The sequence below is a fragment of the Natrinema zhouii genome (assembly GCF_013456555.2).
Taxonomy (GTDB): domain Archaea; phylum Halobacteriota; class Halobacteria; order Halobacteriales; family Natrialbaceae; genus Natrinema; species Natrinema zhouii.
Genome location: NZ_CP059154.1, coordinates 2,953,421 through 2,969,762 on the forward strand (window position 1 = coordinate 2,953,421; position 16,342 = coordinate 2,969,762).

The following is a 16,342-nucleotide window of genomic DNA, read 5'->3' on the forward strand; positions in this document are numbered from 1 at the left end:
CTTAACACGTCATTTGTGATCGCTTCACATATGGGGTCTGCAGAGAAGACAGCGGCGACCGGGAACGTCGTCGAACGGCTCGGAAACCGAATCGCTGATATCGTCGAGCGATGGATGCCGAGCCCGTTCCTGTTCGCGATCATTCTGTCTTACGTCGTGTTCGTGGTCGGAATGATCGTCCAGGGACAGGGGCCGACGGAGATGGTCCAACACTGGTACGACGGGTTCTGGGCGTTCCTCACGTTCGCGATGCAGATGGTGCTGATAATCATGACTGGGTTCGTGATCGCGTATCACCCGCGAGTCAACGACGCGCTCCGGCGGCTGGCAGCGATCCCGAACAGCAGCAGACAGGCCGTCGTCCTCGTCGGCGTCGTGTCGATGGGGCTGGCCTGGATCCACTGGGGGCTCAGCCTCGTCGTCGGCGCGATCTTCGCTCGAGAGATGGGGAAGGCCGCCTACCGGGAGGGGATCACGGTCCACTATCCGTTGCTCTGCGTGGCGGGCTACATGGGAATGGGGCTCACCTGGCACTGGGGATTATCCGGCTCGGCACCCCTCTTGCTCGCCACAGCGGGCAACGAATTCGTCGAACTCGGCGTCATCGACGAACCGGTCGGAACGTCCGCGACGGTCTTTAGCGGGTACGCGCTCGCGCTCACCGCGCTATCGATCGTGTTCGCGGCACTCGTCCTGTTCCTGTTGACGCCCTCTCCGGAGCGCTCGAGGGAGATCACCGAGTACGTTCCCGAAGCCGACCTGTTCGAACCGGCCGCGGACGGTGGGACCGACGATACCGCGGTGGACGAATCCGTAACTGAACCGACCGCGGACGAGGACGTGGGCGGCAGCCGGGTCCCGGCCGAGCGAATCGACAACAGTCGGCTGCTGGGCGGCATCATCGCGCTGACTGGCGTTGCGGTGATCGTCTGGGAATTCGTGAGCCGAGGACTCGACGCGCTCGATCTGAACGTCCTGAACTTCGCGTTTCTCTTCGCCGGTCTCGCGATCTACACTCGACCGGCGCTCTACCGCGATCGGTTCGGCGACGCCGCGGACGCCGCCGCGGGAATCATTCTCCTCTTTCCGTTCTTCGCAGGCATCCAGGGCATGATGAGCGGCTCGGGTCTGGCGGAAACGATGGCCGAGGGCCTGCTGGCGATTTCGACGACCGAAACGTTCCCGGTCGTCGCGTGGCTCACGGCCGCGGTCGTCAACCTCTTCGTCCCCTCCGGCGGCGGCGAGTGGATCGTCCTCGGGCCGCCCGTCCTCGAGGCCGCACAGGAGGTCGGCGTCCCAGTCGGGCAAGCGACCATCGCGTACGCGGTCGGAGACGCCCACACCAACCTGTTGAATCCGTTCTGGGCGCTGCCGTTGCTCGCGATCACGGAGATCCGCGCTCGAGAAATGTTCGGCTACGCCGTCACGATGTTGCTCGCGCTCATTCCGTTCCTGGCGGTCGTCCTGTTCCTGCTCCCGTACTGACCGGAACGGGCTCCGCCGCAGGACTCGAAACCAGCGGGTCCCGCCTACTTCGCCTCGAGTTCGCCGTCCTCGAGCCACGAGCCGGCCCAGCACTCGATTTCGCCGAAGACCGGTTCCAGCGATTCACCCTTGTCGGTGAGGCTGTAGAAGGTGGCGACCGGGGCGTCCTCCTCGATGCGGCGCTCGACGAAGCCCATCTCGCCGAGGTCGTCGAGCACGCGCGAGAGGGTCCGCGCGTTCGCGCCGGTCGATCGCTTGAGTTCGTTGAAGCGCTGCTCGCCGTCGAGCAGTTCGTGGAGCACCGCCAGCCGCCACTGGGAGCCGATCTGCTCGAGGGAGGCGATGACGGGACAGGCGTCGGCGTTTTCCTCGCGGGGTTTCGTCTGGGGAGATGACATCTGTGGTCTCTCCCGAGAGCTACGTCGGGGACATCTTTAGTAGTTCGGATCCGAACCGGGTATCATCGTGATAGTGGTTCTCGAGCGGGTACTCTGACGCTATCGATCGCAACTCAATCGCGCACGGGAATCTGTTGACGGGAAGCGATCAACGGGCGGGAAGCGATCGACGGACGGTCAGGAGACCGATATCCTCCCGATTCACGCGGAACGATCGGAGAACAGCGTTGCCACAACTGGCGTGTCCGAACCGCTCAGTACAGGTGACGTATTGATCACTCACCAGCACTCTATACTACTGCTCGATGCTGTGTTCGTTTCTGACTTGATTCAAATCTCCCTCGCCGCAGGTACAATTGACGATGCCTACTGGTCGAATAGAGCCATCCGGTGAGATGCGTGCAACGTACATATCACCGCATTCTGCACAAGCGACAACGGTTTTTTGTGCCTCGTCTTCGTGCTTACTCATACTATCTACAAAGCAGTGGCTTCCCATGATCGTTCCTCCAAAGATTATTGGCTAGAGAAACGTATTCTCACCAATTCGTATCTGTACGTAACATTCATACATTCTGTTTTATCGTTTAGTTTGAACACGTCGTTGCTGTTCAGTATAGCGGACAATTGAACGGGCGCAAACAAATCCTCAATAAACTCACAACGCATAATACAGCTGTAACATAATACATACATCATGGACACTGAACAACACCCAGAAACGATCCGCATTGTCTGTACCGTGTGCGCTTTCTCGAAAGAGGTGACGACAGACGAGGATGAAGCAGCGGAAGTAATTCGTGAACACGGTCAGGAAACAGGTCACAAACTCACTACTGAGGAACTCGACACTCAGTAAGCACGGTTACGTACCGATCCGGACATGGAGAAGACACGACACACAGAGCAGTGAGTCCTGAACGAGTTACTCGACTACGTGTCGCTTTTCGATTTCGAATTTCCGCCACCTGTGAGGTTCGAGTCATCACTGAGGATGCGGAACTCGCCATCTCCACACGTACACTCGGTTCCCCGTCCAGTACCGATAGGGCGAATCTCCCCATCGGGCCCGATACGAACCGAGTGAGCGGTCCCGCAGTTTTCACAGATCGCTGCTGCCCGATTTATTTCGCTATCCATTCTACCCCTCTAGAGGGTGTGAGAATATGAGTTACTCTCTTTTGCGTCAGTGATCTACCGCTCCACTGAGCGATCGATACGTGGTCTACTGAACGGTCGTTGCTTCGTCCTCGAGCAACCGTTCGAGGTTCTCCAGCGCTCGCAGACTCACCGGCGCGGATCCCGCGTGGTGAATCGGGAGTTCGAACACGATCCGACAGCGGTCGTTACCGAGGTCGTCGACGCGATGGCCGGCGGCCGGAATTCCGGTCACGCGCCAGGTCCACCGCCGCTCCGTACACTCCGTGATCCGGAAGGGGACCCAGACGCCGGGGAGTCTGACCCGGCCGGTCGTCCCGGATCGAATCCGGCGATCGGTCGACTCCACGCCGCGGACGATCGGCGACCACTCCGGCCACTGCATCGTGTCGATAATGGCGTCCCAGGCGTCGGCCGCGGGGACGGACAGGACGTTCGAAACCTCGAGGCGACGGCCGTCCGACGTTCGCGTGGTCCGGACTCGAGTCATAGTGGTTGCTACGCGCTCCCGACCTATGGGGATTGCCACGAAATGAGGCCGGACGCGCTCACGACGGGCAGATCAGTGCTTTCGACCTGATAGTCACTGGCCGCTAGACTTTACTGGAGTGGCTCCCTCAGTCGCGCTATCCAATGGCTATACTCGAAGTAGACGACCTCCGGAAGGAGTACGGCGGCTTCGTCGCCGTCGAGGGCAGCTCCTTCGACATCGAGCGGGGCGAGGTCTTCGGCGTCGTCGGCCCCAACGGCGCGGGCAAGACGACGACACTGAAGATGCTGGCCGGGCTGATCGAACCCACCGACGGCACCGCCGTCGTCGCCGGCCACACCCCCGGCGAACCCGCGATGCAGCGCCGCCTCGGCTTCCTCCCCGAGGAGTCCCCGCTCTACGAGGAGATGACCGCGATCGACTACCTCGAGTTCTTCGCCGATCTCTACGACGTGCCCCGCGACGTGGCCCGCGAGCGGATCCACGATTCGCTGGACCGCCTCGACCTCGAGCACCGCGAGCGACGGATCGGCAACATGTCGAAGGGAATGCAGCGGAAGGTCGCCATCGCGCGAGCGCTGGTGAACGACCCGGACGTACTGATCTTCGACGAGCCGGCGTCGGGGCTGGACCCGCTGACGACCAACTACATCATCGAGTTCACCGAGGAACTGAGCGACGAGGGGAAGACGATCGTCTTCAGCGCGCACAACCTCTTTCACGTCGAGAGCATCTGCGACCGGCTCATCATCATGAACGACGGCCGGATCGTCGCCCGCGGCACGCTCGAGGAGATTCGGGACGCCCACGGCGGCACCGAGTACCACGTCTACGCGACGACGGACGGCAGCGACGGCCTCGAGAACGGCGACTCCCCGATCGAAGTGAGCCGCGAGAACGGGCAGTTCCGCCACGTCGTCGGCGACATGACCGCCGTCGACGCCGTGCGGGAGCGCGTCGAGGCGGCCGGGGGCCGCGTCACGGACATCCAGACGAAGACGCCGAGCCTCGAGGAGATCTTCCTCGAGGTGGCGAGCGAGCCGGCGGAGGCCGAGGCGTGAGCGATGGCCGCCTCCGCGGGATCGTCTCGCGTACGGTCCGGATCGCTCGCTGGGAGGTCTCCCGGAGCGCCGGCACCGTCGATCGGAAGACCGCGCTCGTCCTCGTCGTAATGTTACTCGCAGTCGGGACTGCCGGCTTCACGGTCGCCGACGAGGGCCTCGGCCTCGAGCGGGAGATCTACACCGTCGGCGTCGCCGAGGACAGCCGGTACCACGACGTGGCCGTCGACAGCGAGCAGTTCCGGCCCGTCCCGCTCGAGGACGTCACGCCCGACGGCGACGGTGACGGGAACGCAGACACCATCGCCGTTCGCGACGAGGCGACCGTCGACGTGGTCGTGACTCGAGACGGCCGGATCGGTCACGTCGACAGCGACAACGGCGCGGCCGCCTACGACGCGTTTCGCGAGTCCGTCGAGACGTACAATGGGAAGCTGATGGACGAGGAAGCCGATGAGGCGGCCGCGTACCCCGTGCTCGTCTCGATCGAATATCAGCAGCGCGATCTCGGCGGGTCGACTGGTTCCGAAGCCGGTGACGGGGACGGAACCAGCGGCGGGAGCGGGGACGGCACCGGCGGGAACACGGACGGAAGCGCCGGGGACGACGCCGGGACGGACGGAACCGGTGGAAGCGGGACCGACGGCGGAGACGGCCGTACGCAAGTTCCCAACGTCGGCGACGGATCGACGTCGTCGACGGCACCGGACCGACCCGGCTCGATTTCGCCGCCGTTCCCGTTCCAATCGCTCGTGCTCGCGTTCCTGTTCGTCGTCCCGATGAACTTCGTCATTCAGGCCTACGGGAGCACGATCATGGACGAACGGGTCAAACGCCGCGGCGAACTGCTGCTCGTCTCGCCGGCCTCGAGCCGCGAGATCGTCGCCGGAAAGACCCTCCCGTACGTGCTCGGACTCGTCGGAGTGGTCGTCGCCATCGCGTGGGTAATCGAGGGCGGACCGGTCGCCGTCGCGGCGGCGCTGCCGATCGCCCTGCTCTTCCTCGCGGCCACGTTCGTCGGGGCGATGCTCGCCCGCTCGTTCAAGGAACTCACGTTCGTGACGGTTACGATCAGCGTCTTCCTGACGACGTACACGTTCATTCCAGCGGTCTTCGCCGACGTGAACGCCATCGCGTTGATCTCGCCGCTGACGCTGGTCGTGATGGACCTTCAGGGCGAGTCGGTCCGACTCGGAGAGTACCTGTTCTCGACCGGCCCCTTCTACCTCGGCGCGGCCGTCTGCTTCCTGCTGGGAATCGGCGTCTACCGCGAGGAGGACATGTTCGCCCAGAAGCCGATCCCGAGCAAAGTTATCGATGCGATCGCAAATCGAATCCGCGGCCGCCGGAGCGTCTTCCTGCTGCCGATCCTGTTCATTCCCTTCGTCTTCGCGAGCCAGCTCCTCGCGGTCGCCCTGCTGTTCGTCGTGCCCCAGACGGTCGCCGTGCCGTTGATCATCGTCGTCGCCGCGACGGTCGAAGAGGTCGCGAAGAGCGTTCACGTCTACGCCGGCTTCGCCCGCTCGCGGTTCGAGCCGACGCTGGGGACCGCCGCGGTACTCGGCGCGCTCTCCGGCGCCGGCTTCTTCGTCGGCGAGAAGCTCACCCACGTCGTCCAGTTCGTCGGCCTCCCCGAGCTCCCGGTCGGCACCGCCGCGTTCGGCCCGACCGTCTCGGACGAGCCGCTCGTTCTCGTCGTCGTCTTTCTCGCACCGCTGGCCTTGCACGTCGCGACGGCGGCCGTCTCGGCGCTCGGGGCGAGTCGGGGCCGGCTCGGTTACGTCGGTGGCCTCCTCACTGCAATCCTGGTTCACGCGGCCTACAACGCCGGGGTGATCGCCCTTGTCGCGTAAGCGCGATCGCGACGGAGCGACTGACAACGGTGAGCCCACCGACGATGAGAGCGCTCGAGCCACGCGGGCCGACTGGCGGTCCCGCTCGAGCGAGGCCGATGACGCACGGGACTCGAGCCGGCGGGTTCGGTCCCCGCCGGCTCGACCGGACGGCGGGACCGGCACGGGCTCGAGCTGGGGTGCGCGCTGGGCCGTCGCTCGCCGCGAGCTGGCCTCGCTGCGCTCCGAGAAGACGATCCTGCTGGCGCTGGCGATCCAGCTGTTCATCGCGGCCTTCTCCTCGTTTCTGGTCGTCGGCCTCGTCTCGCTGTCCGATCCGGGTGCGGTCGACGGCTATCAGACCGAGGTCGCCGTCACCGGCGACGATACCGACACCCTGCTCGCGGTCGCGAACGAACGAGACGGCGTCACTGCACAGCGCTACGACGACCGCGGGGCCGCCTACGACGCCTTCGAGCGCGGCAGCGTCTCCGCCGTGCTCGATGCGAACAGAAACGACGATGGTCAACTCGTCGTCAGGGCGACCGCACCCGAGTCGGGACTCCAGACGACCCTGCTCGTCGTTCAGCTTCGGGACACCCTGGAACACGTCGAACGCGTCGAGCGCCAGCAGCACGTCGATTCTGGACGACTCGAGCAGTCGCCGGTTCCGGTGCCGGACGAGATCCAGGCGAGCCCGTACGTCGGCTTCACCTACACCATCCTGCTGCCGCTGTTGTGTTTCCTGCCGGTGTTCATCAGCGGCTCCATCGTCGTCGACTCGCTGATCGAGGAGCGCCAGCGGGGGACCCTCGAGTTGCTCCGGGTCGCGCCGCTCTCGCTCGCGGACGTGATCGACGCGAAGCTGCTGGCGACGGCGGCACTGGCTCCGCTACAGGCGATCGCGTGGCTCCTCTTGCTCTCGTTCAACGGAACCGCGATCGCGGGCCCCGTCGCCCTGATCGTGCTGGTGGCCGCGCTGTCGTTGCTGGTCGTCGCCGGCGGGGTCGCGATCGCGCTGTGGGCGCCCGACAGACGACAGGCCCAGTTGCTCTACTCGACGGCCACCGTCGGCGCGCTGGTCGTCGCGACCGCCCTGCCCGAGCACCCCGCGAACACCGTCGCGAAGTTCGCGATCGGGAACCCGACGCCGACGACGTGGGGACTGCTCGCCGCGTACTGTCTCCTCGCGCTCGGCGCGTTCGTCGCGCTCAGCCGAGGTATCGGCCGACTCGAGCCCGACTCGCTGTAGGCCGTCTCGAGCCGCGAGACTGCTCGCTCGAGTGACTCGACCGTTCGGCGGAGATGATTTCGAAGCGATACCAATGCCAGATCCTAAACGCTTAGTCCCTCTAGGGGTGCGTATCTGGTAATGAGTAACCCCGATACACCCGACCAGGAGCGGGCGGACCGCGATCCGCCCGACCAGGAGCGGCCAGCGCAAGCGCCGCCCGAGCAGGAACAGGTTCGAGAGGCGGTCGAGCGGTCCAGAAGCGGTGCGCCGGCGGTCGGCGCGGTCGTCCGCGATCGGTTCTCGGCCGACGAAGTATTCCAGCGGATCGTCGCCGCGGCCGACGAGGAGGTCACCTCGGGGAGCCGCGAACTGTTCTTCAGCGGTATCGCCGCCGGCTTCGCGATCACGATCACGGTCTTACTGTACGCCTCGCTGTACGCCTCGACCGACGGTCACCCGATACTGAGCGCGCTGCTCTATCCGCTCGGCTTCATCTACATCATCATCGGCGGCTACCAGCTCTACACCGAGAACACGCTGCCGCCGGTCGCGCTCTCCCTCGAGCGAATCGCGAGCATCCCCGCCCTCCTGCGCCACTGGACGATCGTGCTCGCCGGCAACTTCACCGGCAGCGCGATCGGTGCGGCGACGCTCGCGTGGGGCGGCGTGTTCTCGCCCGAAGCGGCCGACGCGGCGATGTATCTCGGGACCCACGGCATGGAAACGGCGTGGCTGGACCTGTTCTTCAAGGCGACCTTCGCCGGGCTGATCGTCGCCGGCGTCGTCTGGGTAGAGTATTCCGCCCGCGAGACGATCGCCAGGATCGTCATCGTCTACATGGCCTTCCTCGCGATCCCGATCGGGAACCTGTTCCACGTCGTTACCTCGTTTACCGAGATGGCCTACGTCGTCTTCCTCGGCGAAGTCGCCCTCTTCGCCGGCCTCTCCCAGTTCGTTCTGCCGGTCCTCCTCGGGAACACCATCGGCGGCATCTTACTGGTGACCGTCGTCAACTACTTCCAGACGAGCGAACGCCGCCTCGAGTCGGCCCGATTCGAGGGGAACGAACGCCAGCTTTCGATGCGGGAGTGGCTGTTCGGGGGCTACGTCGGCCGGTCGTACGTTCCCCTGATCGACACCGCCGGGGTGTCGGAGATCGAAGAGAGCGGCACGTACCGCGTGCTCGTCCCGATCTCGAATCCGCGCACCGAGTCGCGAATCGTCGACCTGGCCTGTACGCTGGCGAACGACCACGAGAACGCGGTCGTCCACGCCGTCCACATCGTCCAGATACCCAACCGGCGGTCGATGCGCTACGGCTCCGGACGGAACGAACGGATCATCTCGGAATCCGAGAAGCAGATGGAAGGACTCCGCGACACGATTTCGTCGTACGACATCGACTACGAAACCTCGACGGTCGTCTCCCACCGCTCGTTCGAGGACGTCTTCGACACCGCGGAGCGCGAACGGGCGGACCTCGTCGTCCTCGGCTGGGGCGACAATCAACCGTGGGGCGCGGGGCCCGCCGAGAGCCGAGTCAGCAAGCTGACCAGCAACCTCCCCAGTGACTTCCTCATCCTCAAGGACCGTGATCTGGACACCTCGCGGATCCTCCTGCCCACCGCTGGCGGTCCGGACTCGGATCTGAGCGCCGAAGTCGCCCGAGCGCTCGAGCAGGCGGACGGATCGGACGTGTCGCTCCTCCACATCGTCGACAGCGCCGAGGAGCGCGCGGAGGGACGGACGTTCCTCGCGAACTGGGCCACCGAGCACGACCTCGAGGACGCCGAGCTCACGATCGACGACTCCGGCGACGTCGAGGGTGCGATCTGTCGCGAGGCCGCCGATCACTCGCTCGTGATCATCGGTGCGACGGAGGCGGGACTCCTCTCGCGGCTCGTGAGCGACTCGCTGCACATGGACGTCGTCAACGAAGTCGACAGTTCGGTACTGCTCGCAGAACGGCCCGACGAACGCAACGTTATCCGGCGATTGTTCGGGCGCTAGTCGGTCGCGATTTCACTCCATCCCTAGCACTCGTCACCGGTGCAAGGAGAGACCGTCGTTGTCGGTGCACACCGCGTCACAGTTGCCGTATCCGTCCCAGCGGTGTCGATCACGGACGCTCGCACGACGAACGCGGAGACGAGTACGCGATCGATTGATCGTCCTCGGGGTCAGAACGAGCGTTGAATCGCTGGCTCCCGAATCCCGCTGAGACGGGGTCGACGGTCTCGTTCGCGCCCGTCTCGGCCGAAATCTCCCAGCTACTCGATTGTTCACTGTCGTGATATTTATGGGGTGTGCGCCTAATCGTACGTATTATGCTATCAGACACCACACGCCGCGGCGTTCTCGCCGGCGCGTTCGCTGCGGGTATCGGCGGATTGACGCTCACCGGTGCTCGAGAACTGCTCGATCAGTTCTCTCCCCTCTCGGGGCGGGCCTGGAACGCGGCCGACCGAACGCTCCCGGAGACGGTCGAGAGCCCGTACGGCGAGGCGACCCTTTCGATCGACGACCACGGCGTTCCCCACGTCGAGGCGGACGACGAGTCAGCGGCGTACTTCGCCGTCGGCTACGTGCAGGGATTCGACCGGCTCTTCCAGCTCGACCTTCAGCGGCAGGTCATGCGGGGACAGCTCTCCGAAATCGTCGGTGAATCGACCGCGGAGGACGACGAGTTCCACGTCCGAATGGACTTCGCCGGGGCGGCCGAAGCGACCTGGGAATCCGTCGCCGAGACGTCCGTCGGACGGCTCGTCGAGGCCTACGTCGACGGCGTCAATGCGGCGATCGAGAACGAACCGCTGCCCCTCGAGTTCGAACTCCTCGGGTACGAACCCCGCGAGTGGACTCCGGTCGACTCGATGCTGATGGAAAAACAGATCTCGTGGGACCTGACGGGGAATTTCGGCGAACTCCGGCGAGCGCTGCTCGCCGACCGACTCGGCGAAGACGTCACCGAGACGCTCTATCCCGAGCGGATGGATCACGACACGCCGATTCTTCGCGACGCTGTCGACGCGGATCGGCTCGAGAGCAGCGGCGGCGGTGATGGATCGGTCGGCGAGAACGGCAGCGACGACGGTGGAGCGGGCGACGAGAACGACGGTGACGCGGCTGTCTCGAGCGAGGAGGACGACACTCGTGGCGCATCTGAATCGGTCGGCGCGGAACTGACGGGCTGGCTTTCGCGATTCGAGTCGCCGACGGGCGTCGGCTCGAACAGTTGGGTCGTGTCGGGCGAACACACCACCAGCGGAACCCCGATCGTTGCCTACGACCCCCACCTCTCCCTGATGACGCCGCCGCTGTGGTACGAACAGCACATCGAGACGCCCGAACACTCAGTCCGGGGTGCGACGTTTCCCGGCGTCCCGTTCGTCATCGCCGGTGCCAACGAGTCCGGAACGTGGTCGTTCACCAACGTCGGCGCCGACGTACTCGACTGCTACCGGTACGAAATCCACGACGACGGCGAGCGCTACCGCTACGACGACGAGTGGCGCGAGTTCGACCTCGAGGAGCACGAACTCGCCGTCGCAGGTGCAGAAAATCGGTCGATCACTGTCAGAAAGACGGTCCACGGGCCGGTGCTCGAGCGGGAGGAGCAGACGGTCGGCGTCGCCTGGACCGGCCACACCGCTACCCGGACGACCGAAGCCATCTACGAGTTCGGCCGAAGCGACGGTCTCGATGACCTGCTCGAGTCGACCCGGAAGTTCGATCTGCCGACCCAGAACCTCGTCTACGCGGACACCGACGGCCGGACGCTGTACTACGCGACGGGAAAACTCCCCATTCGGACGATCGACGGCGATGCGGTGTCCGGAAACAGAATCTTCTACGGCTCCGCCGGCGAGGGCGAGTGGGAGGGGTTCACGCCGTTCGGCGAGTCCTCGTGGGACGGGTTCGTTCCCTTCGAGGAGAAACCCCACGCCATCGATCCGGACGTGCTCGCGACGGCCAACCAGCGCGTCGTCGACGACCCCGAACACTACGTCGGCGTCGCCTACGCCTCGCCGTACCGCGGCGGCCGTCTCTACGACCGGTTGGACGACGCCGTCGAGAACGGCGAGGCGACGGATCACGACTTCCATCGCGACCTCCAGCGCGACACCCGCGACGGACGGGCGGACCAGCTCGTCCCCGAACTGCTCGAGACCCTCGAGGGGCGTGGGGATTCCACCGATCGGGTCGAGGACGCTGCCGAGACGCTCGCCGACTGGGATCGCCGGATGGACCGCGACGGCGAGGGCGCGCTCGTCTTCGCCCGCTGGATGGACCACTTCCGGCGGCTGACGGTCGAACCGCAGTTCGAGGACGCGGACCTCGACGATTCGTACTATCCGGGCGACTGGGAAATCACGACGCTCTCCGCGGATAGCGACCTCTATGCGGACCGATCGCGAGCCGAGACGATGGTCGATGCGCTCGAGGTGGCGCTGGACGAAATCGACGACGAGGGCTGGGAGGTGTACGGGGACTGGAACACGACGCGGGCGATCGAGCATCCTTTCGGCGGGGAGGCTCCGTTCCTGAACCTCGACGAACGGCCGCTGGACGGCTCGCGGGCGACCGTCAACAACTACCGGGTGGGGAGCGCCGTCGGTTCGAGTTGGCGGATGGTCGTCGAACCCGGCGGCGAGGCGACGGCGATCCTTCCCGGCGGGAACTCGGGAGACTACTTCTCCGCCCACTACGGCAATCAGTTCGAACGATGGATCGACAACGATCAGAAACCGATGGATCTGACGACCGACGGCGACGTCACCGTCTCGTTCACGGAGGGATCGTCGTGAGCGAACCAGACGGGACCGGAACCGACGCGGATGACACCCACACGGCTGGTTCGAACACCTCGATCGGTTCCAATAGGTCGAGCGCCTCCAACGCCTCGACCGACTCGGACGTTCCACCCGGTGCACTCGAGGACGACGGCGGAAGCCCCAGTGCGATCGACCGCACCGGGATCGCCCTCGAGCGCGTGCGGACCGACCGACGACCTCACGCGGCCGCCGTCGTCGTCGCGGTCGGACTCGGCCTGGCCCTCTCGTGGCTCCACTGGATGGGTCTCGTCCTCGGCGGGGCGCTCGTGGCTCTCGTCGCGTCGACCCCGTGGCGGGGCGTCGCCGGTGCGGCCGGATTCGGCGTCCTCGTTCTTGTCGTCTTCGCCGTCTCGCTGGGCAGTTCGACGGGAGCCGTGCTCGAGATGACCCCGATCGTCTACGTCACCGTCGCCAGCGGGATCGGGTTGCCATTGCTCGGATCGCTGCTGCGCGGAATCGCGTGAGGAACACCACGCGCCACCGCACACTGTTCTCGGATCCGAAGCGGTGTGTTCGACCTGTCGCTCGCGCTGCTGGTTCCTACTGCTCGCTTTATCGGGGACGGTGGAACTCGTCGGCGTTCGACGGCACTCGTCGCCGGTTGCCACAGCACGTACTGTTTTTTCGGATGCGACCGTCTCACTCGTATGGAGTACACGACGCTCGGTTCGACCGGGATGCAGGTCAGTCGGCTCTGTCTGGGCTGTATGAGCTTCGGCTCGAGCGACTGGCGCGAGTGGGTGCTCGACGACGAGGAGAGCAAAGCGATCATCGACCGCGCGATCGATCTCGGGATCAACTTCTTCGATACCGCGAACATGTACTCGAGAGGCGAGTCCGAGCGGATTCTCGGCGAGGCGCTCGAGGGCCACCGCGAGGAGTCCGTGGTCGCGACGAAGGGCTTCTTCCGGATGCGCGAGGACGACCCGAACTCGGGTGGCCTCTCCCGCAAGGCGATCGAACAGGAACTCAAGGCGAGTCGCGAGCGACTGGGGATGGACACGATCGACCTCTATCAACCCCACCGCTGGGATTACGACACGCCGATCGAGACGACGCTCCGCGCCCTCGACGACGCAGTTCGCCGCGGACACGTCCGATACATCGGTGCCTCCTCGATGTGGGCCCACCAGTTTGCCGACTCGTTGCACACCAGCGACCGGTTGGGCCTCGAGCGCTTCGCCACGATGCAGAACCACTACAACCTCGTCTACCGCGAGGAGGAGCGCGAGGTGCTGCCGCTGTGCGAGACGGAAGGGATCGGCGTCATGCCGTGGTCGCCCATGGCTCGGGGCTATCTCACGCGACCGCACGAGGAGATCGATGCCACGACCCGCGGCGAGACCGAGGAGTACCTGTACGAACACCCCTACCGCGACGGCGGCGGACAGGAAATCAACGAGCGCGTCGCCGAGGTCGCCGACGACAAGGGCGCGACGATGGCTCAGATCGCTCTCTCGTGGTTACTCCACAAGGACTGGGTCGACGCACCGATCGTCGGCACGACCAGCGTCGAACACCTGGAGCAGGCCGTCGAAGCACTCGAGATCGAGCTGTCGGAGTCGGAGATGGAGTACCTCGAGGAGCCCTATAAGCCGGTGCCGGTGTCCGGTCACCAGTGAGTCGGCTCGACGGCTGATTCCCGAACGAAATTCGCGAACCCCGTCTCGCTCGTGCCGGCGTCACTCCTGCGAACAGGACGCCGTCTCGGTCGTGTCGATTCCGAGCAAATAGTTCCCGCCACAGAACCGGGTCGTCGCGTTGAACAGCAATCCGGCTGCGGCGATCGCTGTCGTGACGGCGATAGCGCGCCGATCAGTCAGTATCGCCGCACCGGCGACTGCGAGCAACCAGATTCCTAGGACGCCCCTGACGATTCGATCGAGTCCGCCGACGTTTCGCTGCATACTCGCTCGAACGGGTCACAGGAGCAAATCGATACGGCCGAACTACTCGGGTGACTTTATAAGACGTCGCCGCTCGAGTTCGTGATCGACGGCGACCCGCTTTCGACGCGGAGTAACAATTTTTGAGCCGCTCTTCGAACCGCTGATATATGAGGCGAGTTCGCATCACACTCCGTCCGCAGGGTACCTACGCGCCGCCGATCTACGAACGGCTCGCGGGCGGAGCCGACTACCTCGAGCGAGCGCGAATCGTCAACTGGAACGTCTCGAGCCCGCCGACGGGGTTTCTGTTCCGGCTCGAGGGCGATTACCGGCGCTTCGAACGCGAACTTGCGGACAGTCCGATGGTCGCCGATTACGAGGTGCTCCCGATTACGGACCGGGCGTGTTACTGTTTTCTCGAGGGAGCGGTGTCGTCGGCCGCGCGCTCGTTGTTCGAGAACTTTACCCGCGGGAGTCTGATGACGGTGCCGCCGATCGAGTGCAACGACGACGGGACCAACACGTTCGCGATCGTCGGCACGGAGCGCGACATTCAGGCCGCGGTCGACGGCGTCCCCGATGAGGTCGGCGTCACGCTCGAGCGGGTCGGCGGGAAGCGAGTCGCCGCCGACAGCGTCGTCGGCCGACTGTCCGACCGGCAGCGCGACGCGGTCGAGACGGCCCTCGAACTCGGCTATTACGACGTGCCGCGCGAGGCGACGGGTGCGGACGTTGCCGCCGAACTCGGGTGTGCGACCGCGACCGCAGCGGAGCACCTGCAGAAGGCCAAGTCGACGGTGTTCGCCTCGCTGTTTCGCGAGTGAGTCCGACCGAACCGATCGCGGACCGACTTACGGCAGTTCGTCGGCGGCCTCGACGAGGTCCGCTTCGGTCTCCCACCGGTACAGCCGCCCCTCCTCCTCGAGCAGGTCGAAAACGCTGTCCTGCATCCAGTCGAACGCCCGCTCCTCACCAGGGTACTCCTGCTCGAGGACGTGCGTCTTGGCGAAATAGTCCGACGTGCCCGCGAGCAGGCCCTGCTCGACGAGGAAGCCGCTGGGTTCCTTCTCGGCGACGCCGACGATGTGAGAGACCAGATCCGCGATGAGGCAGAACTTCTGTATTCCGTTGTCCCAGTCGCCGCGAACATCGACCATGCGAAACGCGTAGGCGTCAGACCGGCGGTTCAGCCGATCGACGACGAGATTCAGGCGTCGAATCGGCTCGCGGTCGTAGTTTCCAAGCACGAAGTACGACCGCTCGCTCTCGTAGACCGGCCGGAGTTCGCTCAGCGCGTGGAGGAGTTCCTCGTTGTCCGCGAGCGAGAGCTCCGCGGCCTCGAGTCGCTCGCTCGCGCTCGTGAGCACCTCGTCGGGGACCGGGGGATCGTCGTCCGTCATATGCAGTGATACTCTCGAATTACGGATAGTAGTTGCCGTGTCGGTTCCGTTTCCGATAGTCGATGCCGTCGCCGGGCGAGTTACGCCAGGGTAATTTACTCCAGGGTAAACTACTTGGTGACGCGCTCCGTAGGTGGCCGTATGAGTACCGACGTGGGGGCTCCCGAGGGGGCGAACGCGCGCGAACTCGTCCATTTCGTGACCCAGGAGACGCGGTTCGCACTGCTGGCCAACATCCTTCAACACCCCGAGGGACTGCCGTCGATGTACGAACTCGAGCAACTGAACCCGAGCGTGAGCGAGGCGACCGTCTACAAACACGTCCAGAAGCTGATCGACGTCGGCGTGGTCGAAGCGGTCGCGCTCCCCGACGAACAGCGCCAGCAGGGCTATCCCTGGAAGTTCTACCGGCTAACCGACGAGGGACGCGCGTTCCTCGCGGACCACAACCTGCTGGCGGCCGAGGAGACACTCAAACGTATCTACGAGACGATTTCCGATAAACCCGAGAAGATGGTCAAATACGAGAACGCGCCTCGCCCCGACGTCGAGTGAGCGGT

At 64.9% G+C, this 16,342-nt stretch carries 16 protein-coding genes; 11 read left to right on the top strand and 5 right to left on the bottom strand.

The genetic code is table 11. The features are described 5' to 3' along the window. Positions 1–30: 30 nt before the first annotated feature. On the top strand, positions 31–1,485 hold the full coding sequence (locus tag HYG81_RS33355; protein ID WP_180840483.1) for a short-chain fatty acid transporter: 1,455 nt from the start codon (positions 31–33) through the stop codon (positions 1,483–1,485). 44 nt (positions 1,486–1,529) lie between these two features. Here HYG81_RS33355 and HYG81_RS33360 read toward each other — a convergent pair whose 3' ends face one another. Continuing rightward, entirely contained in the window at positions 1,530–1,883 is a 354-nt protein-coding gene (locus HYG81_RS33360) for a winged helix-turn-helix transcriptional regulator (RefSeq protein WP_180840484.1), read from the bottom strand. 295 nt (positions 1,884–2,178) lie between these two features. Next, positions 2,179–2,355, bottom strand: a complete 177-nt coding sequence (locus tag HYG81_RS33365) for a hypothetical protein (RefSeq protein ID WP_226777490.1) — start codon at positions 2,353–2,355, stop codon at positions 2,179–2,181. A gap of 225 nt (positions 2,356–2,580) precedes the next feature. Between HYG81_RS33365 and HYG81_RS33370 the strand changes: the two genes are divergently transcribed. Next, the gene (locus tag HYG81_RS33370) at positions 2,581–2,742 is read left to right on the top strand and encodes a hypothetical protein (RefSeq protein WP_226777491.1); all 162 of its coding nucleotides are present in this window, start codon (positions 2,581–2,583) and stop codon (positions 2,740–2,742) included. A 366-nt stretch (positions 2,743–3,108) separates the two neighbouring features. Here the strand turns inward: HYG81_RS33370 and HYG81_RS33375 are convergent, their stop codons facing one another. Beyond that, a complete protein-coding gene (locus HYG81_RS33375) occupies positions 3,109–3,531 on the bottom strand; it encodes an SRPBCC family protein (protein ID WP_180840485.1) in 423 nt (140 codons plus the stop codon). A 143-nt stretch (positions 3,532–3,674) separates the two neighbouring features. Here HYG81_RS33375 and HYG81_RS33380 point away from each other — a divergent pair, with 143 nt between their 5' ends. The 7 genes from HYG81_RS33380 to HYG81_RS33410 all read left to right on the top strand — a co-directional run bounded on the left by HYG81_RS33380 (position 3,675) and on the right by HYG81_RS33410 (position 14,115). After that, positions 3,675–4,592, top strand: a complete 918-nt coding sequence (locus HYG81_RS33380; protein WP_180840486.1) for an ABC transporter ATP-binding protein — start codon at positions 3,675–3,677, stop codon at positions 4,590–4,592. Continuing rightward, the gene (locus tag HYG81_RS33385) at positions 4,589–6,445 is read left to right on the top strand and encodes a PrsW family intramembrane metalloprotease (protein WP_180840487.1); all 1,857 of its coding nucleotides are present in this window, start codon (positions 4,589–4,591) and stop codon (positions 6,443–6,445) included. The genes HYG81_RS33380 and HYG81_RS33385 overlap by 4 nt, the downstream gene beginning before the upstream one ends. A 238-nt stretch (positions 6,446–6,683) precedes the next feature. Then, complete coding sequence (locus HYG81_RS33390; protein ID WP_425607551.1) at positions 6,684–7,676, top strand: ABC transporter permease; 993 nt, start codon at positions 6,684–6,686, stop codon at positions 7,674–7,676. A gap of 120 nt (positions 7,677–7,796) precedes the next feature. Then, positions 7,797–9,668, top strand: a complete 1,872-nt coding sequence (locus HYG81_RS33395) for a formate/nitrite transporter family protein (RefSeq protein ID WP_180840489.1) — start codon at positions 7,797–7,799, stop codon at positions 9,666–9,668. Positions 9,669–9,985: 317 nt separating this feature from the next. After that, complete coding sequence (locus HYG81_RS33400; protein ID WP_180840490.1) at positions 9,986–12,466, top strand: penicillin acylase family protein; 2,481 nt, start codon at positions 9,986–9,988, stop codon at positions 12,464–12,466. After that, positions 12,463–12,957 carry a hypothetical protein gene (locus tag HYG81_RS33405; protein WP_226375959.1) on the top strand — a complete coding sequence of 165 codons (495 nt, stop codon included), beginning with the start codon at positions 12,463–12,465 and terminating at the stop codon, positions 12,955–12,957. The genes HYG81_RS33400 and HYG81_RS33405 overlap by 4 nt, the downstream gene beginning before the upstream one ends. A 183-nt stretch (positions 12,958–13,140) precedes the next feature. After that, positions 13,141–14,115, top strand: coding sequence for an aldo/keto reductase (locus HYG81_RS33410; protein WP_180840491.1), 975 nt, complete (start codon positions 13,141–13,143; stop codon positions 14,113–14,115). 60 nt (positions 14,116–14,175) lie between these two features. Here HYG81_RS33410 and HYG81_RS33415 read toward each other — a convergent pair whose 3' ends face one another. After that, positions 14,176–14,400: a YgaP family membrane protein gene (locus HYG81_RS33415; protein WP_180840492.1), complete on the bottom strand. Its 225-nt coding sequence runs from the start codon at positions 14,398–14,400 to the stop codon at positions 14,176–14,178. A gap of 149 nt (positions 14,401–14,549) precedes the next feature. On the opposite strand from HYG81_RS33415, the gene HYG81_RS33420 reads away from it, so the two are divergent. Then, on the top strand, positions 14,550–15,206 hold the full coding sequence (locus HYG81_RS33420; RefSeq protein ID WP_180840493.1) for a helix-turn-helix domain-containing protein: 657 nt from the start codon (positions 14,550–14,552) through the stop codon (positions 15,204–15,206). A 27-nt stretch (positions 15,207–15,233) separates the two neighbouring features. On the opposite strand, the gene HYG81_RS33425 is transcribed toward HYG81_RS33420, so the two are convergent. Beyond that, on the bottom strand, positions 15,234–15,782 hold the full coding sequence (locus HYG81_RS33425; RefSeq protein ID WP_180840494.1) for a DUF8170 family protein: 549 nt from the start codon (positions 15,780–15,782) through the stop codon (positions 15,234–15,236). 141 nt (positions 15,783–15,923) lie between these two features. Between HYG81_RS33425 and HYG81_RS33430 the strand changes: the two genes are divergently transcribed. Then, positions 15,924–16,337, top strand: a complete 414-nt coding sequence (locus HYG81_RS33430) for a helix-turn-helix transcriptional regulator (RefSeq protein ID WP_180840495.1) — start codon at positions 15,924–15,926, stop codon at positions 16,335–16,337. Positions 16,338–16,342 lie beyond the last annotated feature (5 nt).

Coding starts and splice junctions, on each gene's coding strand:
- HYG81_RS33355 (WP_180840483.1), top strand. CDS start 31: ATGGGGTCTGCAGAGAAGACAGCGGCGACCGGGAACGTCGTCGAACGG.
- HYG81_RS33360 (WP_180840484.1), bottom strand. CDS start 1,883: ATGTCATCTCCCCAGACGAAACCCCGCGAGGAAAACGCCGACGCCTGT.
- HYG81_RS33365 (WP_226777490.1), bottom strand. CDS start 2,355: ATGAGTAAGCACGAAGACGAGGCACAAAAAACCGTTGTCGCTTGTGCA.
- HYG81_RS33370 (WP_226777491.1), top strand. CDS start 2,581: ATGGACACTGAACAACACCCAGAAACGATCCGCATTGTCTGTACCGTG.
- HYG81_RS33375 (WP_180840485.1), bottom strand. CDS start 3,531: ATGACTCGAGTCCGGACCACGCGAACGTCGGACGGCCGTCGCCTCGAG.
- HYG81_RS33380 (WP_180840486.1), top strand. CDS start 3,675: ATGGCTATACTCGAAGTAGACGACCTCCGGAAGGAGTACGGCGGCTTC.
- HYG81_RS33395 (WP_180840489.1), top strand. CDS start 7,797: ATGAGTAACCCCGATACACCCGACCAGGAGCGGGCGGACCGCGATCCG.
- HYG81_RS33400 (WP_180840490.1), top strand. CDS start 9,986: ATGCTATCAGACACCACACGCCGCGGCGTTCTCGCCGGCGCGTTCGCT.
- HYG81_RS33410 (WP_180840491.1), top strand. CDS start 13,141: ATGGAGTACACGACGCTCGGTTCGACCGGGATGCAGGTCAGTCGGCTC.
- HYG81_RS33415 (WP_180840492.1), bottom strand. CDS start 14,400: ATGCAGCGAAACGTCGGCGGACTCGATCGAATCGTCAGGGGCGTCCTA.
- HYG81_RS33420 (WP_180840493.1), top strand. CDS start 14,550: ATGAGGCGAGTTCGCATCACACTCCGTCCGCAGGGTACCTACGCGCCG.
- HYG81_RS33425 (WP_180840494.1), bottom strand. CDS start 15,782: ATGACGGACGACGATCCCCCGGTCCCCGACGAGGTGCTCACGAGCGCG.
- HYG81_RS33430 (WP_180840495.1), top strand. CDS start 15,924: ATGAGTACCGACGTGGGGGCTCCCGAGGGGGCGAACGCGCGCGAACTC.